This window comes from Pseudomonas sp. S3_G06, assembly GCF_054667565.1.
Window position 1 is genome coordinate 5,705,489 of the sequence record NZ_CP162738.1, and the last position, 21,273, is coordinate 5,726,761.

Annotated in this window: 19 protein-coding genes; 14 read left to right on the forward strand and 5 right to left on the reverse strand. The window is 60.7% G+C overall.

Annotated elements, in window-relative coordinates; all coding sequences use genetic code 11:
* Positions 1 to 146: 146 nt before the first annotated feature.
* From AB4N47_RS25465 to AB4N47_RS25480, 4 genes are all read right to left on the reverse strand, one after another.
* Complete coding sequence (locus tag AB4N47_RS25465; RefSeq protein ID WP_039757662.1) at positions 147 to 1,121, reverse strand: serine/threonine protein kinase; 975 nt, start codon at positions 1,119 to 1,121, stop codon at positions 147 to 149.
* Between the two features lie 165 nt (positions 1,122 to 1,286).
* Positions 1,287 to 3,188, reverse strand: coding sequence for a PhoX family protein (locus AB4N47_RS25470; protein WP_341638056.1), 1,902 nt, complete (start codon positions 3,186 to 3,188; stop codon positions 1,287 to 1,289).
* A 69-nt stretch (positions 3,189 to 3,257) separates the two neighbouring features.
* The gene (locus tag AB4N47_RS25475) at positions 3,258 to 4,022 is read right to left on the reverse strand and encodes a TOBE domain-containing protein (protein WP_339100956.1); all 765 of its coding nucleotides are present in this window, start codon (positions 4,020 to 4,022) and stop codon (positions 3,258 to 3,260) included.
* Positions 4,023 to 4,208: 186 nt separating this feature from the next.
* Positions 4,209 to 4,943, reverse strand: a complete 735-nt coding sequence (locus AB4N47_RS25480; RefSeq protein WP_460154375.1) for a double zinc ribbon domain-containing protein — start codon at positions 4,941 to 4,943, stop codon at positions 4,209 to 4,211.
* 91 nt (positions 4,944 to 5,034) lie between these two features.
* Between AB4N47_RS25480 and bioB the strand changes: the two genes are divergently transcribed.
* The 10 genes from bioB (at position 5,035) to AB4N47_RS25530 (ending at position 17,419) form a co-directional block, all read left to right on the forward strand.
* Positions 5,035 to 6,090 (forward strand): biotin synthase BioB, encoded by a 1,056-nt coding sequence (bioB, locus tag AB4N47_RS25485; RefSeq protein WP_130911408.1) that lies wholly within the window; start codon positions 5,035 to 5,037, stop codon positions 6,088 to 6,090.
* Positions 6,091 to 6,250: 160 nt separating this feature from the next.
* Positions 6,251 to 7,429 carry an 8-amino-7-oxononanoate synthase gene (bioF, locus tag AB4N47_RS25490; protein WP_336342531.1) on the forward strand — a complete coding sequence of 393 codons (1,179 nt, stop codon included), beginning with the start codon at positions 6,251 to 6,253 and terminating at the stop codon, positions 7,427 to 7,429.
* Positions 7,422 to 8,153 (forward strand): alpha/beta fold hydrolase, encoded by a 732-nt coding sequence (locus AB4N47_RS25495; RefSeq protein ID WP_336342530.1) that lies wholly within the window; start codon positions 7,422 to 7,424, stop codon positions 8,151 to 8,153. The genes bioF and AB4N47_RS25495 overlap by 8 nt, the downstream gene beginning before the upstream one ends.
* Positions 8,146 to 8,955: a malonyl-ACP O-methyltransferase BioC gene (gene bioC / locus AB4N47_RS25500; protein WP_336342529.1), complete on the forward strand. Its 810-nt coding sequence runs from the start codon at positions 8,146 to 8,148 to the stop codon at positions 8,953 to 8,955. The genes AB4N47_RS25495 and bioC overlap by 8 nt, the downstream gene beginning before the upstream one ends.
* Positions 8,952 to 9,632, forward strand: coding sequence for a dethiobiotin synthase (bioD, locus tag AB4N47_RS25505; protein ID WP_016772864.1), 681 nt, complete (start codon positions 8,952 to 8,954; stop codon positions 9,630 to 9,632). Before bioC ends, bioD begins: the two co-directional genes overlap by 4 nt.
* Positions 9,633 to 9,740: 108 nt before the next feature.
* Positions 9,741 to 10,037, forward strand: a complete 297-nt coding sequence (locus AB4N47_RS25510; RefSeq protein WP_071173831.1) for a pyrroloquinoline quinone biosynthesis protein PqqE — start codon at positions 9,741 to 9,743, stop codon at positions 10,035 to 10,037.
* Positions 10,038 to 10,311: 274 nt separating this feature from the next.
* On the forward strand, positions 10,312 to 12,117 hold the full coding sequence (locus AB4N47_RS25515; RefSeq protein ID WP_024014564.1) for a phenylacyl-CoA dehydrogenase: 1,806 nt from the start codon (positions 10,312 to 10,314) through the stop codon (positions 12,115 to 12,117).
* Between the two features lie 191 nt (positions 12,118 to 12,308).
* A complete protein-coding gene (locus tag AB4N47_RS25520; RefSeq protein ID WP_039757672.1) occupies positions 12,309 to 13,598 on the forward strand; it encodes a GGDEF domain-containing protein in 1,290 nt (429 codons plus the stop codon).
* Positions 13,599 to 13,688: 90 nt separating this feature from the next.
* Positions 13,689 to 15,485: an acyl-CoA dehydrogenase C-terminal domain-containing protein gene (locus tag AB4N47_RS25525; RefSeq protein WP_341638054.1), complete on the forward strand. Its 1,797-nt coding sequence runs from the start codon at positions 13,689 to 13,691 to the stop codon at positions 15,483 to 15,485.
* Between the two features lie 155 nt (positions 15,486 to 15,640).
* Positions 15,641 to 17,419, forward strand: coding sequence for an acyl-CoA dehydrogenase C-terminal domain-containing protein (locus tag AB4N47_RS25530; protein WP_016772869.1), 1,779 nt, complete (start codon positions 15,641 to 15,643; stop codon positions 17,417 to 17,419).
* A gap of 228 nt (positions 17,420 to 17,647) precedes the next feature.
* Here the strand turns inward: AB4N47_RS25530 and AB4N47_RS25535 are convergent, their stop codons facing one another.
* The gene (locus AB4N47_RS25535; RefSeq protein ID WP_071173828.1) at positions 17,648 to 18,562 is read right to left on the reverse strand and encodes a LysR family transcriptional regulator; all 915 of its coding nucleotides are present in this window, start codon (positions 18,560 to 18,562) and stop codon (positions 17,648 to 17,650) included.
* Between the two features lie 169 nt (positions 18,563 to 18,731).
* On the opposite strand from AB4N47_RS25535, the gene AB4N47_RS25540 reads away from it, so the two are divergent.
* The 4 genes from AB4N47_RS25540 to AB4N47_RS25555 all read left to right on the forward strand — a co-directional run bounded on the left by AB4N47_RS25540 (position 18,732) and on the right by AB4N47_RS25555 (position 21,131).
* Positions 18,732 to 19,958: an aspartate aminotransferase family protein gene (locus tag AB4N47_RS25540; protein WP_341638053.1), complete on the forward strand. Its 1,227-nt coding sequence runs from the start codon at positions 18,732 to 18,734 to the stop codon at positions 19,956 to 19,958.
* Between the two features lie 249 nt (positions 19,959 to 20,207).
* Positions 20,208 to 20,564 carry a type II toxin-antitoxin system RelE/ParE family toxin gene (locus AB4N47_RS25545; RefSeq protein ID WP_341638293.1) on the forward strand — a complete coding sequence of 119 codons (357 nt, stop codon included), beginning with the start codon at positions 20,208 to 20,210 and terminating at the stop codon, positions 20,562 to 20,564.
* Positions 20,557 to 20,877 carry a helix-turn-helix domain-containing protein gene (locus AB4N47_RS25550; protein ID WP_039757682.1) on the forward strand — a complete coding sequence of 107 codons (321 nt, stop codon included), beginning with the start codon at positions 20,557 to 20,559 and terminating at the stop codon, positions 20,875 to 20,877. Before AB4N47_RS25545 ends, AB4N47_RS25550 begins: the two co-directional genes overlap by 8 nt.
* 95 nt (positions 20,878 to 20,972) lie before the next feature.
* Positions 20,973 to 21,131, forward strand: a complete 159-nt coding sequence (locus AB4N47_RS25555; protein WP_003228885.1) for a YqaE/Pmp3 family membrane protein — start codon at positions 20,973 to 20,975, stop codon at positions 21,129 to 21,131.
* The last annotated feature ends 142 nt before the right edge of the window (positions 21,132 to 21,273 follow it).

Here is a 21,273-nt window from a genome sequence, read left to right on the forward strand (position 1 = left end):
ATGTCGTAGACCAATGTTCTTGGAATTGTGAACAGCGATCTTGTGGGAGCGAGCCTGCTCGCGAACGCGGTCTGACATTCAACATCGATGTTGCCTGAAATGACGTCTTCGCGAGCAGGCTCGCTCCCACAGGGTTCAGGTTTGAATCAGAAGAGTTTCAGCGGTTCTTCATTCAATGCCGCCAACTGTTCACGCAACGCCAGCACCTGGTCGCCCCAATACCGCTCCGTGCCAAACCACGGAAAGCTGTGCGGGAATGCCGGGTCGTCCCAGCGCCGCGCCAGCCAAGCGCTGTAGTGCATCAGGCGCAAGGCGCGCAACGGTTCGATCAGCGCCAGCTCGCGCGGGTCGAAATCATGGAATTCGTTGTAGCCGTCCATCAATTCCGACAACTGCCCGAGACATTCCTGGCGATCGCCGGCAAGCATCATCCAGATGTCCTGCACCGCCGGGCCCATGCGGCAGTCGTCGAGGTCGACGATGTGGAACATCTCGTCGCGGCACATCATGTTGCCGGGGTGGCAGTCACCGTGCATGCGGATGTTCTGGTGCGGCGTGGCAGCGTAGACATCTTCGACGCGTTTGAGCAGGTCGCGGGCAACCGACTCGTAAGCTGGCAGCAGGCTCTTGGGAATGAAATTGCCTTCGAGCAGGGTGTTCAGCGAGGCATGGCCGAAGTTCTGCACCGCGAGGGCTTCGCGGTGCTCGAACGGCTTGGTGCCGCCCACCGCATGCATGCGCCCGAGCAACTGGCCGAGGCGATACAGTTGATCAAGATTGCCCGGCTCCGGCGCGCGCCCGCCCCGGCGCGGGAACAGGGTGAAGCGAAAACCGGCGTGCTCATGCAGGGTTTCGCCGTTGTGGATCAGCGGCGCTACCACCGGGATGTCGATGTCGGCCAGTTCGAAGGTGAACTGGTGCTCTTCGAGAATGGCCTCGTTGGTCCAGCGCTGCGGACGATAGAACTTGGCAATCAGTGGCTCGGAGTCTTCGATACCGACCTGATACACACGGTTTTCGTAGCTATTGAGCGCCAGGATGCGCGCGTCGCTGAGGAAACCGATGCTTTCAACGGCATCCAGGACGAGATCGGGGGTGAGGGTTTCAAACGGGTGGGCCATGCTGACTCCTGCGCGCAGCAGGCTGCTGCGTCCGGCTCGGCATGGTAGCGCAGATGGCAGCGGGGGAGGTGGTTGGTGTCCTTGCTGATGCCATCGCTGGCAAGCCAGCTCCCACAGATCTTGCGCAAAACCTGTGGGAGCTTGCTTGCCAGCGATGAGGGATTATCAGGCGCCGACGATCCCACCATCCTCGCGAGTAATCGCCATCACCGAAGACCTTGGCTTGCCATTGGGCAGATGCTCGGGGAAGGTCGAACCGCCGTTCTCGCCGGGATGCTGAATCCCGACAAACAGGGTTTTCTGATCCGGCGAGAAGCTGATCCCGGTCACTTCGCAACCCACCGGCCCGACCATGAAACGGCGAATCTCACCGGTCGCAGGATCGGCGCAGAGCATCTGGTTGTTGCCCATCCCGGCGAAGTCGCCAGCGTTGCTCGAGTCGCCGTCGGTGAGAATCCACAGGCGTCCGGCCTTGTCGAAACCCAGACCGTCGGGGCTGTTGAACATGTTCTGCGGGGTGATGTTGGATGAACCACCCTTCGGCGTCCCGGCATGCACGCCCGGGTTGCCCGCGACCACAAACAGATCCCAGGCAAACGTCTTCGAGGCGTGATCGTTGCGGTCGGTACGCCAGCGCAGAATCTGCCCGTAAACGTTCTTCTCGCGCGGGTTTGGACCGCCCACCGGTTGCCCGTCTTCACCGCGCTTGGCGTTGTTGGTCAGGGTGCAATAAACCTGGCCGTCCTTGGGACTGACGACGATCCACTCCGGGCGGTCCATGCGTGTTGCGCCAACGACGCTGGCGGCAAGGCGCGCGTGAATCAGCACTTCGGCCTGATCGGCAAACCCGCTGCTGGCGTCGATGCCGTTCTTGCCGTGGGTCAGTTCGATCCACTGGCCCTGGCCTTTCGGGTGATCAGGGTTGCCGTCGCCGGCGTCGAATTTGGCCACATACAACGTGCCGTGATCGAGGATGTCGCGGTTGGCTTTCTGATTGCGATGGTTGATGCGGTCGCGGCTGACGAATTTGTAAATGAACTCGCCACGCTCGTCGTCGCCCATGTACACCACAGCGCGACCATCGTCGGTCTCGGCCAGCGCGGCGTTTTCATGTTTGAAGCGGCCCAGCGCGGTGCGTTTGACCGGAGTCGATTGCGGATCGAACGGATCGATCTCGACCACCCAGCCGTGACGGTTGAGCTCGTTGGGGTTCTTGGCCATGTCGAAGCGCGGGTCGTGCGGGTGCCAGTTGATGTCCTTGCTGCTGGCGACAACGCCATAGCGCTTTTGCGCGGCATTGAACTGCTGCTGGGCGTTGCTGCTGCCGAAGCAGTCGGTGAAGTTTTCTTCGCAGGTCAGGTAGGTGCCCCACGGTGTCTTGCCGTTGGCGCAGTTCTGGAAGGTGCCGAGGACTTTTTTGCCGTGCTTGTCGGCGGCGGTTTTCATCAAGTCGTGGCCGCGGGCCGGACCGCTGATGCGCAGCGGCGAGTTACCGTGGATGCGGCGGTTGTAGCGCGAGCCCTGGACGAATTGCCACTGGCCGTTCTTGCGCTGCACTTCGATCACCGACACGCCTTCGCAGGCCAATGCCTTGCGCACGTCTTCAGCCGACTGCGGCATGCCGCCGTGCGGATATAGATAGCGATAGTTGGTGTATTCGTTGTTGATCGCCATCAGCGCGCGGTTCTTGTCGTCCGGGAAGGCGAACAGGCTCATGCCGTCATTGTTGTCGCCGAACTGCACTTCCTGTGCGGCAGCGGTGCCGTTACCGCTCGGATCGAAGGCCGGGCCGTTCTTGTGCAACGGCTGGCCCCAACTGATCAGCACCGAAGACTTGTAGCCCTTGGGCAGGCTGATGGCGTCGGTGGTCGCCGCCGGAATGCTCTCGAAACCGAGCAGGCGGCTGTTGCCGGCGCTGACGCTGGCGGCCATGACGCTGCGGCTCAACAGGTTGCCGCCGAGGAACATCGCCGCGCCGCACAAGGCACCGGCGCTGATGAAACCGCGACGGCTGAGGCCGACCATTTTTTCCAGATCAGTGGATTGGTTTTCTTCTAATAGGCTCACATCAGGCTCCCTGCTTGGTTATGGGCAACACCTTAATGCGGGTCGATGACGCTTTTGTGGCAAGACAAATCAGAGCGGCGTGCCGATCAGCACGTTGGACGGCGCGCATTGCACCTGCACCGCAGACCCCACGGCGAGTTGCTGGTTGCGCAAGTGCAGCGGTTCGGCCAAGGCGCAAAGTGTCTGGCCGTTGGGCAGGGAAATGCGCACCTCGCTGGGACCGTCCTCGGCATCGAGGATGGCTTCGATGGTGCCGCGCAGGACATTGTGTCCGGGCGTGGCCGGCTGATCGGAGCCGAGCAACTCAAGCCAGCCAGCCTTGATCAGCGCCATCACTTCGGTACCGACCTGCAATTCCAGATGCACGGTGCTGTCGTGGGTGATCTGTGCCTCCAGAGCAATGCCTTCGGCCAGTTCGAGGTGGATCAGATCATTGCGCCCCTGCGCCTGAATCGCCGCGACCGTGCCATGCAGCTGATTGCGCGCGCTGGTCCTGAGCATCAGCCGCCCGAGCAGGTCGAGATCACTGGCGTCTTCCGCCGCTTCCAGCACCTGCGCCTGCAATGCCTGCAATTTCTGATACAGGCGCAGCACTCGCTCGCCCTCGCTGGACAGTCTGGCGCCTCCGCCACCCTTGCCGCCCACCACGCGCTCGACCAAGGGTTTCTGCGCCAGGTTGTTCAACTCATCGATCGCATCCCATGCCGCCTTGTAACTGAGCCCCGCGCTTTTCGCCGCACGGGTGATCGAGCCCTGCTCGGCGATGTGTTGCAGCAGGGCAATGCGCTGCGGACGGCGGACGATGTGTTGGGAGAGCAGGGTGGGCAGGGACATGGCAGAACGCTTCTGGCTCGGGCGATGAGAGGGACGTTGGCCACTTGCAACGCATGAGTCAAGCCTGACGCAAAGCCCCCTGTGGGAGCGAGCCTGCTCGCGAAAGCGGTCTGACCAACAACATCTTTGTTGAATGTGACACCGATTCGCGAGCAGGCTCGCTCCCACAGGAGATCTGTATTCGCTTCAGGTACCGGGCTTCGGCGTCCGGGCCAGGCAATACACATCAACCCGCGCCGCACCTGCATTCATCAACAACCGCGCCAGCGCTTGAGCGGTCGCGCCCGTGGTCAGAACATCATCCACCAGCGCGAAATGGCGGCCGCTTACCTCTGCATCAGGCGCCAGCGCAAAGGCATTGCGCAAATTGCGTTTGCGCGCCTTGGCGTCGAGATCCTGTTGGGCGTCGGTGTCCATGACTCGCCGCAGCACCTGTTCTTCACACGGCAAATCCAGCGACACGCTCAACCAGCGCGCGAGCATCGCCGCCTGATTGAATCCTCGCCGACGCAGTCGTTTATTCGCCAACGGCACCGGTAGCAACACATCGGGTCGCGGCAAGTCCTCGGCGAAGCGATGCTGCAGGTATTGGCCGAGAACGTCGGCGAGCAGGTGACCAAACGGCCTTTTTGCGTTGTGTTTAAAGCGTGTAATCAGACTGTCCACGGGGAAGCCATAAACCCAGGGCACGGCGACCTGCTCGAAGGCCGGAGGCTCTAGCAGGCACTCGCCGCAAGTCAGGCCATCCGCCGCCAGCGGCAAAGCGCAGCTCTGACAATGGCTGCCGAGCCAGGGCAATTCGGTTTCGCAGGCCTCGCACATTGGCATTTGTGCTTCTGCGGGCTCATCGCATAGCAAACAGGTCTGTATGTTTTTTAAACAGATGTAAACCTGTCCTCGGTATTGCGGTTGACAGCGCATCGCTCTTCCTTAAATATGCCGAACATCCGTGTAGCGCCTGTGGATATTCCATTTTCCCCGGCGCCAGCCAAGCATAACCAAGGAATTGCCCATGAGCGCGAGCACCACTGCCACCCTGCGTCACGATTGGTCTCTGGCCGAAGTCAAAGCACTCTTCGTACAGCCATTCAACGACTTGCTGTTCCAGGCGCAAACGGTGCACCGCGCGCATTTCAACGCCAACCGCGTGCAGGTCTCGACACTGCTGTCGATCAAGACCGGCGCCTGCCCGGAAGACTGCAAGTACTGCCCGCAGTCCGGGCACTACAACACCGGTCTGGAAAAAGAAAAACTGATGGAAGTGCAGAAAGTCCTCGAAGAGGCGGCCCGCGCCAAAGCCATCGGTTCGACGCGATTCTGCATGGGCGCAGCGTGGAAACATCCATCGGCCAAAGACATGCCCTATGTGTTGAAGATGGTTGAAGGGGTGAAAGCCTTGGGCCTGGAAACCTGCATGACCCTCGGCCGCCTCGATCAGGAGCAGACCGAAGCGCTGGCCAGGGCCGGTCTCGATTACTACAACCACAACCTCGACACTTCGCCAGAGTTCTACGGCAGCATCATCACCACCCGCACTTACAGCGAACGTCTGCAGACGCTGGCCTACGTGCGTGAGTCGGGGATGAAAATCTGCTCCGGCGGCATCCTCGGCATGGGCGAATCGCTGGACGATCGCGCCAATCTGCTGATCCAGTTGGCCAACCTGCCGGAGCACCCGGAATCGGTGCCGATCAACATGCTGGTAAAAGTCGCCGGCACGCCGCTGGAAAACGCCGAAGACATCGACCCGTTCGACTTCATCCGCATGCTCGCCGTGGCGCGCATCCTCATGCCGCAATCCCACGTGCGCCTGTCCGCCGGTCGCGAAGCGATGAACGAGCAGATGCAGGCCCTGGCATTTTTCGCTGGCGCCAACTCGATTTTCTACGGCGACAAATTGCTCACCACCGCCAACCCGCAGGCGGACAAGGACATGCAGCTGTTCGCGCGCCTCGGTATCCAGCCTGAGGCTCGTGAGGAGCATTCCGATGAGGTTCATCAGGCGGCGATCGAGCAGGCACTGGTGGAGCAGAAGAGTAGCGAGCAGTTCTACAACGCTGCGGTGTAATAAACCGCGCGGATTGCCCTGAAGGAATGCAAAACCCCTGTGGGAGCGAGCCTGCTCGCGAAAGCGGTTTGGCCGCCAACATCCCTGTTGGATGTGACGCCCATTCGCGAGCAGGCTCGCTCCCACAGGGGATCTGTGTCATTTGAAAATCGAGGCCTGCATGTCTTTCGATCTCGCCGCACGCCTTGCTGCCCGCCGTGCCGACAACCTCTACCGGCAGCGCCCGCTGCTCGAATCGCCGCAAGGGCCGGAAGTGGTGGTGGACGGCCAACCGTTGCTCGCTTTCTGCAACAACGACTATCTGGGCCTGGCGAATCATCCGCAGGTGATCGAAGCCTGGCGCGCCGGCGCCGAGCGCTGGGGTGTCGGCGGTGGCGCGTCGCATCTGGTGATCGGCCACAGCAGCCCGCATCACGCGCTGGAAGAAGCACTCGCCGATCTGACCGGGCGCCCACGGGCGCTGCTGTTCACCACCGGCTACATGGCCAACCTCGGCGCGGTCACCGCGCTGGTCGGGCAGGGCGATACGGTGCTCGAAGACCGGCTCAATCACGCCTCGTTGCTGGACGCGGGCCTGTTGTCCGGCTCGCGTTTCAACCGCTATCTGCACAACGACGCCGAAAGCCTGGGCAAACGCCTGGAGAAAGCCACTGGCAACACACTGGTGGTGACCGATGGCGTATTCAGCATGGACGGTGACATCGCCGACCTGCCGGCGCTGGCCCGCGCGGCCAAGGCCAAAGGCGCGTGGCTGATGGTCGACGATGCCCACGGCTTCGGCCCGTTGGGCGCCAACGGTGGCGGCATCGTCGAGCATTTCGGCCTGAGCCAGGACGATGTGCCGGTGCTGGTCGGCACTCTCGGTAAAGCCTTCGGCACAGCCGGGGCCTTTGTCGCCGGCAGCGAAGAGTTGATCGAAAGCCTGATCCAGTTCGCCCGCCCGTACATCTACACCACCAGCCAACCACCGGCGCTGGCCTGCGCGACGCTGAAAAGCCTCGAGCTGTTATGCAGCGAACACTGGCGCCGTGAACACTTGCAGACGCTGATTCGCCAGTTCCGCCACGGCGCCGAGCAGATCGGACTGGAGCTGATGGACAGCTTCACGCCGATCCAGCCGATCATGATCGGCGATGCCGGCCGCGCGGTGCGGCTGTCGCAAATGCTCCGCGAGCGCGGCTTGATGGTGACCGCGATCCGTCCACCGACCGTGCCGGCCGGCAGCGCGCGACTGCGCGTCACGCTGACCGCCGCCCACAGCGAGGCGCAGGTGCAACAGTTGCTGGAAGGGCTGGCAGATTGTTTTGCCCGATTGTCATTGGAGCCAGGCCATGCGTAATCGTCTGATCCTGCTGCCCGGCTGGGGCCTCGGCGTATCGCCGCTGGAACCGCTGGCCGCAGCATTGCGTGGCCTCGACGAACATCTGCAAGTCGAGATCGAACCGCTGCCGGAGCTGGATTCCGCTGATCTTGAAGACTGGCTCGACGAACTCGATGCGCGCATTCCACAGGAAGTCTGGCTCGGTGGCTGGTCGCTGGGCGGCATGCTCGCCTCTGAGTTGGCGGCACGACGCGGTGAGGCGTGCTGCGGGCTGCTCACGCTGGCAAGCAACCCTGCGTTTGTTGCTCATGAACAGTGGCCGAGCGCGATGCCCGGCGAGACTTTCGATGCGTTTCTTGCCGGTTGCCAGGCCGACCCGCGTACCACGCTCAAGCGCTTCGCTCTGCTATGTGCGCAAGGTTCACCAGACTCGCGTGGCTTGTCGCGCTTGCTGCTCGGTGGCGCGCCAGCCATCGCGCCGGCCGCGCTGATGGCGGGTCTGGAGCTCCTTGCGCAACTGGACACACGCCAGGCGTTGCAGGGGTTTCGCGGCCCGCAGTTTCATCTGTTCGGCGGACAGGACGCGCTGGTCCCGGCGGAAGCGGCCGGTGCATTGTTCGCGCTGTTGCCGGATATCGAAATTGGTCTGATCGAACAGGCCAGCCATGCTTTTCTGCTGGACGACCCGCACGGAGTCGCGGGCGCGATCCAGGCTTTTCTTCATGAGTGCGCTGATGACTGACCTGTCCCTTGTGCTGCCTGGGGGCTTGCCCGACAAGCGCCAGGTGGCGGCGTCTTTTTCCCGTGCTGCGGCCAGTTACGACAGCGTCGCCGAGTTTCAGCGTGACGTCGGCACGCAGCTGCTTGCGCGTTTGCCTGGGAGTTTCATGCCGTCGCGGTGGCTCGATCTCGGTTGCGGCACCGGCTATTTCACCCGTGCGCTGGCCTCGCGTTTCACCCAGGGCAGCGGTGTCGCGCTGGACATTGCCGAGGGCATGCTCAATCACGCACGGCCATTGGGTGGCGCTGAGCATTTCATTGCTGGCGATGCCGAAAGATTGCCGCTGCAGGATGCGAGCTTTGATCTGATTTTCTCCAGTCTCGCGGTGCAGTGGTGCGCCGAATTCCAGGCGGTGCTCAGCGAAGCCTTGCGCGTGCTGAAACCGGGCGGGATTTTTGCTTTTGCTAGTCTGTGTACAGGGACGCTGTACGAATTGCGGGAGAGTTGGCAGCAGGTCGACGGGTTGGTGCACGTCAATCGCTTCCGCGAGTTCGCCCGCTATGAACAGTTATGTGCCGGCAGTGGCATGCGCATTTTGGCGCTGCAGAATCAGCCACACGTGTTGCATTACCCGGATGTGCGCAGCTTGACTCATGAGCTGAAAGCGCTGGGCGCACACAATCTGAATCCCGGGCGGCCGGGCGGTTTGACCGGACGGGCGCGGATTCTCGGGCTGATCGACGCGTATGAGCGCTTCCGTCAGGCGTCGGGGCTGCCGGCAACGTATCAGGTGGTATACGCCGTGTTGGAGAAACCTCTATGAGCGCAGCCTATTTCATCACCGGTACCGACACCGATGTCGGCAAGACCACCGTTGCTGCCGGATTGCTCCATGCGGCGCGGTCGGCAGGCTTGAGCACGGCGGCGGGCAAACCGGTGGCATCGGGTTGCGACGTCACGCCCAAAGGCTTGCGTAATTCCGATGCTTTGGCGCTGCTGGCCGAATGTTCGTTGCCGCTGACTTATCAACAGGTCAACCCGGTGGCGTTCGAGCCAGCGATCGCTCCGCATCTGGCGGCGCGCGAAGCGGGAGTGGCGCTGACGGTGCAATCGCTGCTGGCGCCGATGCGCGGGATTCTGGCGATGAACGCCGATTTCACTCTGATCGAAGGCGCGGGCGGCTGGCGGGTGCCGTTGGCGGATCAGGACAATCTCTCGGACCTGGCGATTGCGCTGAAGCTGCCGGTGATTCTGGTGGTGGGCGTGAGGCTTGGGTGCATCAGTCATGCGTTGCTGACCGCCGAGGCGATTGCCCGCGATGGCCTGCAATTGGCGGGGTGGGTGGCCAATATTATCGATCCGAAAACTTCGCGGCTGGAGGAAAACCTTGCGACCCTGGCCGAGCGCATTCCCGCGCCGTGCCTGGGCCGGGTGCCGAAACTCAAGGCGTTGAGCGCCGAAGCGGTCGCGGAGCATTTGCAACTGGATTTGCTCGATTAAGTTTCTCGCTATGAACAGGCACTGTGCCATTAGTGTTTTTGACGGGTGTTTTGCCGGCGCGTCTGCTTCAATGGCGAGCATTGATCCTTTGCAGGGATGAGAGTGACGATGGAAATCTCCGGCAATACAGCTTTTTATGCGGGACTGAGCTCGATTCAGTCCGGGCAGAACCGCGTTGATCAGGCGGCCAGTCAGATCGCCAACAACACTATCGAACGTTCGGTGACCAGCCAGTCGTCCGAAGTGCAGGTCAATCGCCTGCGCGGTGTGGATCGCGCACAAGAATCGGATCTGACGAGCAATATCGTCGAGCTGTCGCAGGGCAAGATTCAGGCAGAGCTGGGTGTGAAGGTGGCCAAGGCATCCGACGAAGTGCTCGGGACGATCATCGATACCTTTGCCTGAATGAATTTGTTCTAGATCCCGAAACGCCGCGCCATGTCGCGGCGTTTTTCGTTTAAGTCCTTCTTGCTCAACTAATCTTTTTACAACGCCCGTGGCTTACGTGAAGTCGCGGCGATTTCTCGTTTCCGGCATTTGGAGAGCGTGATGACGAACGGCAAAAGATCGATGCTTGACAAGATTTCGGCGTAAACGTATGTTTCAAACAACTGTTTGACCGTCACAACAACTCAACACGGTCGTTCATTCCCGGTTACATCAGCAGAGGTTTATCGCTATGCCTGACTACAAGGCCCCCTTGCGTGATATTCGCTTCGTTCGTGACGAACTGCTCGGCTACGAAGCGCACTATCAGAGCCTGCCAGCGTGCGCAGACGCCACGCCGGACATGGTTGACGCCATCCTCGAGGAAGGCGCCAAGTTTTGTGAGCAGGTACTGGCGCCGCTGAACCGCGTGGGCGACATCGAAGGCTGCACCTGGAGCGAGTCCGGCGTGAAAACCCCGACTGGCTTTAAAGAGGCGTACAAGCAATTCGTCGAAGGCGGCTGGCCAAGCCTGGCACACGACGTTGAGCACGGCGGTCAGGGTCTGCCTGAGTCGCTGGGTCTGGCGGTGAGCGAAATGGTCGGCGAAGCCAACTGGTCGTGGGGCATGTACCCAGGCCTGTCGCACGGTGCGATGAACACCATCTCCGAGCACGGCACCCCTGAGCAGCAGGAAGCCTATCTGACCAAACTGGTCTCCGGCGAATGGACCGGCACCATGTGCCTGACCGAACCGCACTGCGGCACCGACCTGGGCATGCTGCGCACCAAGGCCGAGCCTCAGGCCGACGGTTCCTACAAGGTTTCCGGCACCAAGATCTTCATCTCGGCCGGTGAACACGACATGGCCGATAACATCGTCCACATCGTACTGGCGCGTCTACCGGATGCACCGGCTGGTACCAAAGGCATCTCGCTGTTCATCGTTCCAAAGTTCCTGCCAAACGCCGATGGCACCATTGGCGCGCGCAACGCAGTGAGCTGCGGTTCGCTGGAACACAAGATGGGCATCCACGGCAACGCCACCTGCGTGATGAACTTCGACGGCGCCACCGGTTACCTGATCGGCCCGGCGAACAAAGGTCTGAACTGCATGTTCACCTTTATGAACACCGCTCGCCTCGGTACCGCACTGCAAGGTCTGGCTCACGCCGAAATCGGCTTCCAGGGCGGTCTGAAATACGCTCGTGATCGCCTGCAAATGCGCTCGCTGACTGGCCCGAAAGCGCCGGACAAAGCCGCTGACCCGATCATCGTCCACCCGGACGTGCGCCGCATGCTGTTGACCATGAAGGCGTTCGCCGAAGGCAACCGCGCGATGGTGTACTTCACTGCGAAGCAGGTCGACATCGTCAAATACGGCGTCGATGAAGAAGAGAAGAAGAAGGCCGACGCACTGCTGGCGTTCATGACCCCGATCGCCAAAGCGTTCATGACCGAAGTCGGTTTTGAAGCCGCCAACCACGGCGTGCAGATCTACGGCGGCCACGGCTTCATCGCCGAGTGGGGCATGGAGCAGAACGTTCGCGACAGCCGCATTTCGATGCTGTACGAAGGCACCACCGGTATCCAGGCCCTCGACCTGCTCGGCCGTAAAGTGCTGATGACTCAAGGCGAAGCTCTGAAAGGCTTCACCAAGATCGTCCACAAGTTCTGCCAGACCAACGAAGGCAACGAAGCCGTCCAGGAATTCGTCGCGCCGCTGGCTGCACTGAACAAGGAATGGGGCGAGCTGACCATGAAGGTTGGTATGGCTGCCATGAAAGATCGCGAAGAAGTTGGCGCGGCCTCCGTGGACTACCTGATGTACTCCGGTTATGCCTGCCTGGCCTACTTCTGGGCGGACATGGCACGTCTGGCTGCGGAAAAACTGGCTGCCGGCACTAGCGACGAAGCGTTCTACACCGCCAAGCTGCAGACCGCGCGCTTCTACTTCCAGCGCATCCTGCCGCGTACCCGTACGCACGTGGCCACTATGCTGTCGGGTGCTGGCAATCTGATGGACATGAAAGAAGAAGACTTCGCGCTGGGCTACTAAGCCTTAACGCAGTCTGAGGAAAACCGCTGCTCCCGTTAGGGGGCAGCGGTTTTTTTGTTGGCGGATCGCTCAGATAGTCGAGCTTCCGGCCGTTATAGAGACCGTGTGTGATCTGGATCACATTGTGTGGGCTTGGCCGCACTTTGCAGGCACAATGCCATCTCTTTGCTATGACGGGTCGGAGCTTACCCTTGCCGCGTTCTTCCGCTGTACGTTTCAGCCATTTCCTGCCATCACTGCTGTTATTGCTTGCGGGGCTGGCGGCTGCGTACGTCAAAGACCTCAGCGTGTTTTTCACGTCGCTGTTCAACGTTCTGCCGACATTGGTTCTGCTCCTCGGTGGCGCTTATTGCGCGGTGTATCGACGTCAGCGCGAACTGTTTCTGATGCTCACGGTGTACATCGCCTACTTTCTGCTGGACACCCAGACCGATTTCTACCGCGACAACGGCAAGGTTCGCGAGGACGCTGCGGTGGTGTTTCATCTGGTCTGCCTGCTGCTGCCGTTGTTGTTCGGGTTGTTCGCGGCGTGGCAGGAGCGAACCCATCTGTTTCAGGACATGGTCGCGCGCTTTGCCGTGCTGCTGGCATTTGGCAGCGTGGCGCTGGGCCTGGAGCAAAGTTACCCACAGGCGCTGCTGTTGTGGCTGTCGGAGATCCGCTGGCCGGCGCTGCATGGGGCATGGATGAGTCTCATCCAGTTGTCCTATCCGGTGTTCATCTCGGCCTTCCTGCTGCTGGCCTGGCAATACTGGCGCAACCCGCGCCCGCTGCACGCGGCGCAACTGGTCGGCTTGCTCGGGGTGTTCTGGATGCTGCCGAAGACCTTCATTCTGCCGTTCACCCTGAACATCATGTGCAGCCAGGTGATGCTAATGATCGCGGCCGCGGTTGCGCATGAAGCCTATCAAATGGCCTTCCGCGACGAGCTCACCGGCCTGCCGGGACGTCGCGCGCTCAACGAGCGCATGCAGCGCCTGGGGCGCAACTATGTGCTGGCGATGAGCGACGTCGATCACTTCAAGAAATTCAACGACACCCATGGCCATGATGTCGGTGACCAGGTGCTGCGTCTGGTCGCCAGCAAACTGTCGAAAATCAGCGGTGGCGGTAGGGCGTATCGCTACGGCGGTGAGGAATTTGCCTTGGTGTTTGCAGGCAAAACCCTTGAGGAATGCATGCCGCACCTGGAAGTGATCCGTGAATCGATTGCGTCCTACAGCATTCAGTTGCGCAACCAGGAAAATCGCCCGCAGGACGACCAGCAAGGTCGTCAGCGCCGCAGCGGTTCCGGGGCGTCGGCAGTGTCGGTGACGGTGAGTATCGGCGTCGCCGAACGCGTGGAGCAGCGCACTCCCGAAGAAGTGCTCAAGTCCGCCGACCAGGCGTTGTACAGCGCCAAGGGCGCCGGGCGTAACTGCGTCATGGCGTTCGGGCAGAACCGCCGTGGCGCGGTGCGCATGGACGCTGCTGCGGGTTGAGTGATGACGGCGCATTCAGCGCCTGCACGATGATTGTCGCGCGTGGTGGCCGGCAGTAGGTTGGAGGAATCTGCTGACGGAGAAGCCACCATGCCCGAGTACAAAGCTCCCCTGCGCGACATGCGCTTTCTGATCGATCACGTCTTCGACTTCCATACCAACTACGCCAGTCTCGGCGCGCATGACGCCAGCCCGGACATGATCAGCGCGATCCTCGAAGAGGGCGCGAAGTTCTGCGAGAACGTGCTGGCACCGCTCAATCGCAGCGGCGACGAAGAGGGCTGCCATTTCGACAACGGTGTGGTGACAACGCCTACAGGCTTCAAGCAAGCCTTCGCACAATATGTCGAGGGCGGCTGGCATGGGTTGGCGGCTGATCCGACTTACGGTGGCCAAGGGTTGCCGAGTTCGCTGGGGCTGGTGATCAGCGAGATGGTCGGCTCCAGCAACACGTCCTGGGGCATGTACCCCGGCCTGACCCACGGCGCGATGTCGGCGATCCACGCCCACGGTACCGCCGAGCAGAAAGACACCTACCTGAGCAAACTCACCGCTGGCCAGTGGACCGGCACCATGTGCCTGACCGAAGCCCACTGCGGCACCGATCTGGGCATCATCAAGACCCGCGCGGTGCCACGGGCCGACGGCAGCTACGCGATCACCGGCAGCAAGATTTTCATTTCCGCCGGCGAGCATGACCTGAGCGACAACATCATCCATCTGGTCCTGGCCAAGCTGCCGGACGCACCGGCCGGAACCAAGGGCATTTCCCTGTTTATCGTGCCCAAGTTCCTGCCCGATGCAGCAGGCGAAGCGGGAGAGCGCAATGGCGTTTCCTGCGGCTCGATCGAGCACAAGATGGGCATCAAGGCTTCAGCCACCTGCGTGCTGAACTTCGATGCCGCCACCGGTTACCTGATCGGCGAGTCGAACAAGGGCCTCAACTGCATGTTCACCATGATGAACCACGCGCGCCTCGGCACCGGCATGCAGGGGCTGTGTCTGGGCGAGGCGAGTTTCCAGGGCGCGATCAAGTACGCCAACGACCGCCTGCAAATGCGTGCGCTGACCGGCGCCAAGGCCCCGGAAAAACCTGCTGACCCAATCATCGTCCACCCCGATGTGCGGCGCATGCTGCTGACCATGAAGGCCTTCAACGAAGGCAACCGCGCGCTGACCTATTTCACCGCGCAGATGCTCGATGTCGCGCACCTGAGCAGCGACGCCGAGGCGCGTCAGGAAGCCGAAGACCTGTTGGCGTTCCTCACGCCGATCTGCAAGGCGTTCATGACCGACACCGGGCTGGAAGTGACCAATCACGGCATGCAAGTGTTCGGCGGCCACGGTTTCATTCGTGAGTGGGGCATGGAGCAACTGGTGCGCGATTGCCGGATTGCGCCGATCTATGAAGGCACCAACGGCATTCAGGCGCTGGACCTGCTCGGGCGCAAGGTGCTGGGCAGTCAGGGCAAGCTGCTGCGCGGCTTTACCAAAATCGTCCACAAGTTCTGCGCAGCGAACGCCGGCCACGCGCAATTGGGCGGCTTCGTCGCGCAACTTGACGGGCTCAACCAACAGTGGGGCGACCTGACCATGAAGGTCGGTATGGCCGCCATGAAGAACCCGGACGAAGTCGGTGCCGCATCGGTCGATTATCTGATGTACAGCGGCTACATCATCCTTGGCTACCTGTGGCTGCGCATGGCGTTGGTTGCCCAGGCACAGTTGGAGGCGGGCGAGGGTGAGGCTGATTTTCTCAAGGGCAAACTGGCGACGTGCGAGTTCTACTTCAAGCGCTTGTTGCCGCGTACGGCTGCGCATCAGGCAGCGATCGAGGCGGGCAGTGATTGTTTGATGAATTTGCCGGCGCAGGCTTTTGCTTTGTAGGGCAGATCGAAAGATCGCGGCGATCTTTTTCCGGTGACTAAAAATAACAAATCAGTCACCGGTTGACCCTATGTGTCGCAAAAGTTGTTGAGGTACACTCGGGCTCAGAAAATATCATTCCACGAACCACCTGTTTAGATCTTGCGAGGTTTGCCATGGCTGACTACAAAGCGCCGCTGCGCGATATGCGCTTCGTCCTCAATGAAGTGTTCGAAGTCGCCAAACTCTGGGCCGAGCTGCCGGCGCTGGCCGAGACCGTCGACGCCGAAACCGTTGAAGCGATTCTCGAAGAGGCCGGCAAGGTCACCAGCAAAAGCATCGCGCCGCTGAGCCGTGCCGCTGACGAGGAAGGTTGCCATTGGGCGGACGGTGCCGTCACCACGCCGGCCGGTTTCCCACAGGCCTATCAGACTTATGCTGAAGGCGGTTGGGTCGGTGTTGGCGGCGATCCGGCCTACGGCGGCATGGGCATGCCCAAAGCCGTGTCGGCGCAGGTCGAAGAAATGGTCAACTCCGCCAGCCTGGCGTTCGGTCTGTATCCGATGCTGACCGCCGGCGCCTGCCTGTCGATCAACGCTCACGCCAGTGAAGAACTGAAAGCTGCGTACCTGCCGAACATGTACGCCGGCATCTGGGCCGGCTCCATGTGCCTGACCGAGCCGCACGCCGGCACCGATCTGGGGATCATTCGCACCAAAGCCGAACCTCAGGCCGACGGTTCCTACAAGGTCAGCGGCACCAAGATCTTCATCACCGGCGGCGAGCACGACCTCACCGAAAACATCATTCATCTGGTACTGGCCAAGCTGCCGGACGCCCCGGCCGGTCCGAAAGGCATTTCGCTGTTCCTGGTGCCAAAGTTCATGGTCAATGCCGACGGCAGCCTCGGCGCGCGCAACCCGGCCAACTGCGGTTCGATCGAGCACAAGATGGGCATCCAGGCTTCGGCGACCTGCGTGATGAACTTCGACGAAGCCGTCGGCTATCTGGTCGGCGAGCCGAACAAAGGCCTGGCCGCGATGTTCACCATGATGAACTACGAGCGCCTGGGTGTTGGTATTCAAGGCCTGGCCACGGGCGAGCGCTCTTATCAGAACGCTGTTGAATACGCGCGCGATCGTCTGCAGAGTCGTTCGCCGACCGGTGCGCAGAACAAGGACAAAGTCGCCGACCCGATCATCGTCCACCCGGACGTGCGACGCATGCTGCTGACCATGAAAGCCTCGAACGAAGGCGGCCGTGCGTTCTCCACGTACGTGGCGATGCAACTGGACACCGCCAAGTTCAGCGAAGATGCGACCACCCGCAAGCGCGCAGAAGATCTGGTGGCGTTGCTGACGCCGGTAGCGAAAGCCTTTCTGACCGACCTGGGGCTGGAGACCACCGTCCACGGCCAGCAGATTTTCGGCGGCCACGGCTACATCCGCGAGTGGGGTCAGGAGCAATTGGTGCGTGACGTGCGCATCACCCAGATCTACGAAGGCACCAACGGTATTCAGGCGCTGGACCTGGTCGGGCGCAAGATCGTTGGCAGTGGCGGCGCGTTCTACCAGCTGTTCGCTGACGAGATCCGCCATTTCACCGCAACCGCCAGTGCCGATCTGGGCGAGTTCACCAAGCCGCTGAACGATGCCGTCGACACCCTCGACGAGCTGACCGCGTGGCTGCTGGACCGGGCGAAAAACAATCCGAACGAAATCGGCGCGGCCTCGGTCGAATATTTGCAAGCGTTCGGATACACCGCTTACGCCTACATGTGGGCGTTGATGGCCAAAGCCTCGCTGGGCAAGGAAGCGCAAGATGATTTCTATGCGAGCAAGCTGGGCACCGCACGCTTCTATTTTGCCCGTTTGCTGCCGCGTATCCACTCGTTGAGCGCGTCGGTCAAGGCCGGTAGCGAGTCGCTGTTCCTGCTGGATGCGGCACAGTTTTGATCCTGTAGACGTCATGTAAGCATTTGCTTACGTGTCGTGCTGCTGTTCTCCCATATCCGTATATTGGATCCACGGCTAATCTACATTTCATGGACGTCGCGCAGGAAGCGCAAAGTAAACAACACGGACACGTAGGATTCTGCCAGGGTGGCGGAGTGAAATGGATGTCAGGGAAACAGTCTGCAAAGCCCCGCTTCGGCGGGGTTTTCTTTTGCCTGAAGAAAAGTTTCAGGCAAGCGGATCGAGAGGCGGCTTCATTTCGCGATCGATCACCTCTTCAAGCAATGTCCGCAGCAATGCCAGCGAGGCCTGCTGGCGTTGCACATCACGGCACACCAGGCCAACTTGCAACGGCACCCTTGGCTCGCTCAGCGGTTTCCACAGCAGATCTTCATCGTCGTATTCCTTTTGCGAACGTCCCGGCAGTACCGTCGCCAGCCGGGTGTGCGGCAGGCTGTCGAGAATCCCCAGCATAGTGTTCAGCTCGGCCTGCACCTGTGGACGGCGTCCGAGGCTGGTCAGTTGTGCCTGCCAGATCTGCCGGATCTGGAACTCTTCGCCGAGCAGCAACATGGGCAGCTCAGCAGCCTGGCGCATCGAGACTTTCTTGAACTCGCGCAATGGATGGTCTGCAGGGATCACCAGCGTCAGTTCGTCTTCATACAGCAACACGCCGTGCAGACCGGGTTGGCGCGGCGGCAGATAGCTGATGCCGATGTCCAGCGAACCATTGAGCAGACGTCGTTCGATTTCCAGCCCCGTAAGTTCATAGATCTGCACCACCAGATGCGGCTGCGCCTTGCGCACACGCTCGAGCATCTGCGGCACAAGGCTGGTGTGCACCGTTTGCAGCACACCAATGGCCAGGGTGCGCAACGCCTGCCCCTTGAAATTACCCAACGCCTCGCGCGCCCGCTGCAAGCCATCGAGCAGCGGCAACGCGTGGTTGTACAGCGTGTGCGCAGCGAGGGTCGGCAGCAGGCGTTTACTGCTGCGTTCGAACAGGGTGACGTCGAGATTCTGCTCCAGCTGACGGATCTGTTGCGACAGCGCTGGTTGCGAGATCGAGAGGCGCTCAGCCGCACGGCCGACATGGCCTTCTTCGTAGACCGCGACGAAATAACGCAGTTGTTTGAAATCCATAAGTCGCGCTTATCGAAATGGCTGGGAAATCGAAATGGCCTGAGCCCGTTTGCGCGCCTAGTCTAACCGCATTCACAAGGCTTGCAGGGCCAGAAAGCGTGACGAATTCCATTTGCTTCGTTCGTGATTACATAGGCAGTTCAAAAAACCTCCAGCGAGGTTTTTCCGCATGAATCTGTTCAGTTTGCGGCGCCAGACGCCGAGTCTGGACGACCTCTGCTTCGAGGCGGGGCCATCCGCTATGACCGACCATCTCAATGCCCAACGCCTGATGCCCAGTGTCGAGCGGCCGCATCAAGTGTTCGTTCGCGGCCAGGGTTCATGGCTGTGGGACAGCAACGATCGCGCCTACCTCGACTTTTCCCAGGCCGGCGGCGCCAACAGCCTTGGCCACAGCCCCACGGCGCTGGTCAAAGCCATCGCCAATCAGGCTCAGGCGCTGATCAATCCAGGCTGCAATCTGCATAGTCGCGGCATGTTCAGCCTCGCCGAACGTCTGTGCGCCAGCACGTCCAGCGATCAGGCATACCTGCTCAACAGTGGCAGCGAGGCTTGTGAGGCGGCGATCAAACTGGCGCGCAAATGGGGCCAACTGCATCGCGGTGGCGCTTCGCGGATCATCGTGGCGCAGCAGGGTTGCCATGGCCGCAGTCTGGCGACGGTCGATCGAGTGCCATTCAACGACCTGCCGGCGCTGCATGCGGCGGTTGATGCGCAGACCATCGCGATCATGCTGGAGCCGATCCAGAGCGATGCCGGGGTTATTCCCGCGACCGAGCACTACCTCAAAGGGGTCGAGCGACTGTGTCGTGACCTGGGAATTCTGCTGATTCTCGACGAAGTGCAGACCGGCATCGGCCGTTGCGGCAGCTTGCTTGCCGAACAGTCCTACGGCATTCGCGCCGATATCGTCGTGCTCGGCAAAGGCCTTGGCGGCGGCTTGCCGCTGGCGGCCTTACTGGCGCGAGGCAAGGCCTGCTGTTTCGCCATCGGCGAGCTGAGCGGCACCCATCACGGCAACGCCTTGATCACGGCGGCCGGTCTGGTAGTGCTCGACAGCATCCATGACCGCAGCTTCCTTCAGCAGGTCAACGACAGCGGCCAGCACCTGCGCGAAGGCCTGGCGCGACTGGCGCACCGCTACGGCCACGGCGAGTTGCGCGGCCAAGGCCTGTTCCATGGGCTGACGCTGTCCGACGAATGCGCCGACGCCGTCGTCCATGCCGCACTGCACGAAGGCCTGATATTGAACGCCGCGCAGCCTGACTGCCTGCGCTTTACCCCCGCCCTCACTGTCAGCAAAGCCAACATCGACGAAATGCTCCTGCGCTTGGGCCGCGCCTTCTCGCGAGTGCGCACCGCCCAATTGCAATGCCGCAAGGGCATTGCCGTCTGAGCTGAGGTGCCCCAACCGATTACCCGAACCGTCTCGCGGTATAACGCACGCCCCACGCCTGATTCTTTTGGCGTGGGGCGTTTTTTTGTGGCCGGTTTTACAGACGGGATTTAGAGCTTGAGGGATCGTACCGCGGATGGTCTTTTAGAGAATGCCAGCAAGGGATGCGGCCACGGCCTGATCGGTATCACCGAAAAAGCCGTTTTGCGATCTGTACCACTGGGTGGTATGTTTTTGGAAGGGATACCTATGCCATTGAGGTTGTTCAAGACCAAACGCTTCGCCCTCCAGGCCAGCAGGGCGTGGATCACAGATGAAGAGTTGCAGGAGGCGTTTCACCAGATGCTTCAGGGACAGGCGGACGATCTTGGCGGAGGCGTGTGGAAGAAGCGCTTGAAGGCGAACCGCCACCGTTCGATTCTTTTGGCAAAAGGTGGACATTACTGGATCTACCAAGTGCTTTTCGCCAAGCAGGATCAAAGCAATATCACGCCAACAGAATTGAAGGATTTACGTAAATTGGCAAAGGTTTATGCGCAACTGACGGAAGAGCAGATCAGCGACTTGTTGGCGATGAAGGAGTTTGTGGAGATATGTCATGAGTAAGAAATTCAAAAGTGAAGTCTTTGAATCGATACACGAATCAGCCGGGGCGTTGCTTGCTGTCGGAGCAATCAACAAAGCAACGATGCGAGAATTCGATGACTCCTGTCTGGCATCGGTTCCCTTAGCGATCCCGGCTGAGGAGATCAAGGCGCTACGCGAGCGTAACAAGGTCAGCCAGCCGGTGTTTGCACGCTATCTCAACACCAGTGCATCCACGGTCAAGCAATGGGAATCGGGTGACAAACATCCCAGCGGTATGGCGCTCAAACTACTGAGCATCGTACAAAAACATGGGTTGAAAATTCTCGCTTGAGCCTAACGCAGCTATTGCACTGAACCCTGACGAACGGCGCAGGTCGATTAGCTTGTATGGCTCAAGTGAGCCAACCCCCATTCAGGAGCTGCCCCATGGATTTCATTCGTATCATCATCGCTATTCTGTTGCCGCCACTGGGCGTGTTTCTGCAGGTCGGGTTTGGCGGGGCGTTCTGGCTGAACATTCTGCTGACGTTGTGCGGCTACATTCCGGGGATCGTGCATGCGGTGTATATCATCGCCAAGCGTTGAGTTCAGTGGCGTCTGATCAATAGCTATCGCGGGCAAGCCCGCTCCCACAGTGTCATGAGTGATCACAATTTTTGTGTACACCAAATAACCTGTGGGAGCGGGCTTGCCCGCGATTGGAGCGACGCAGTCTCAAAGTGAGGGC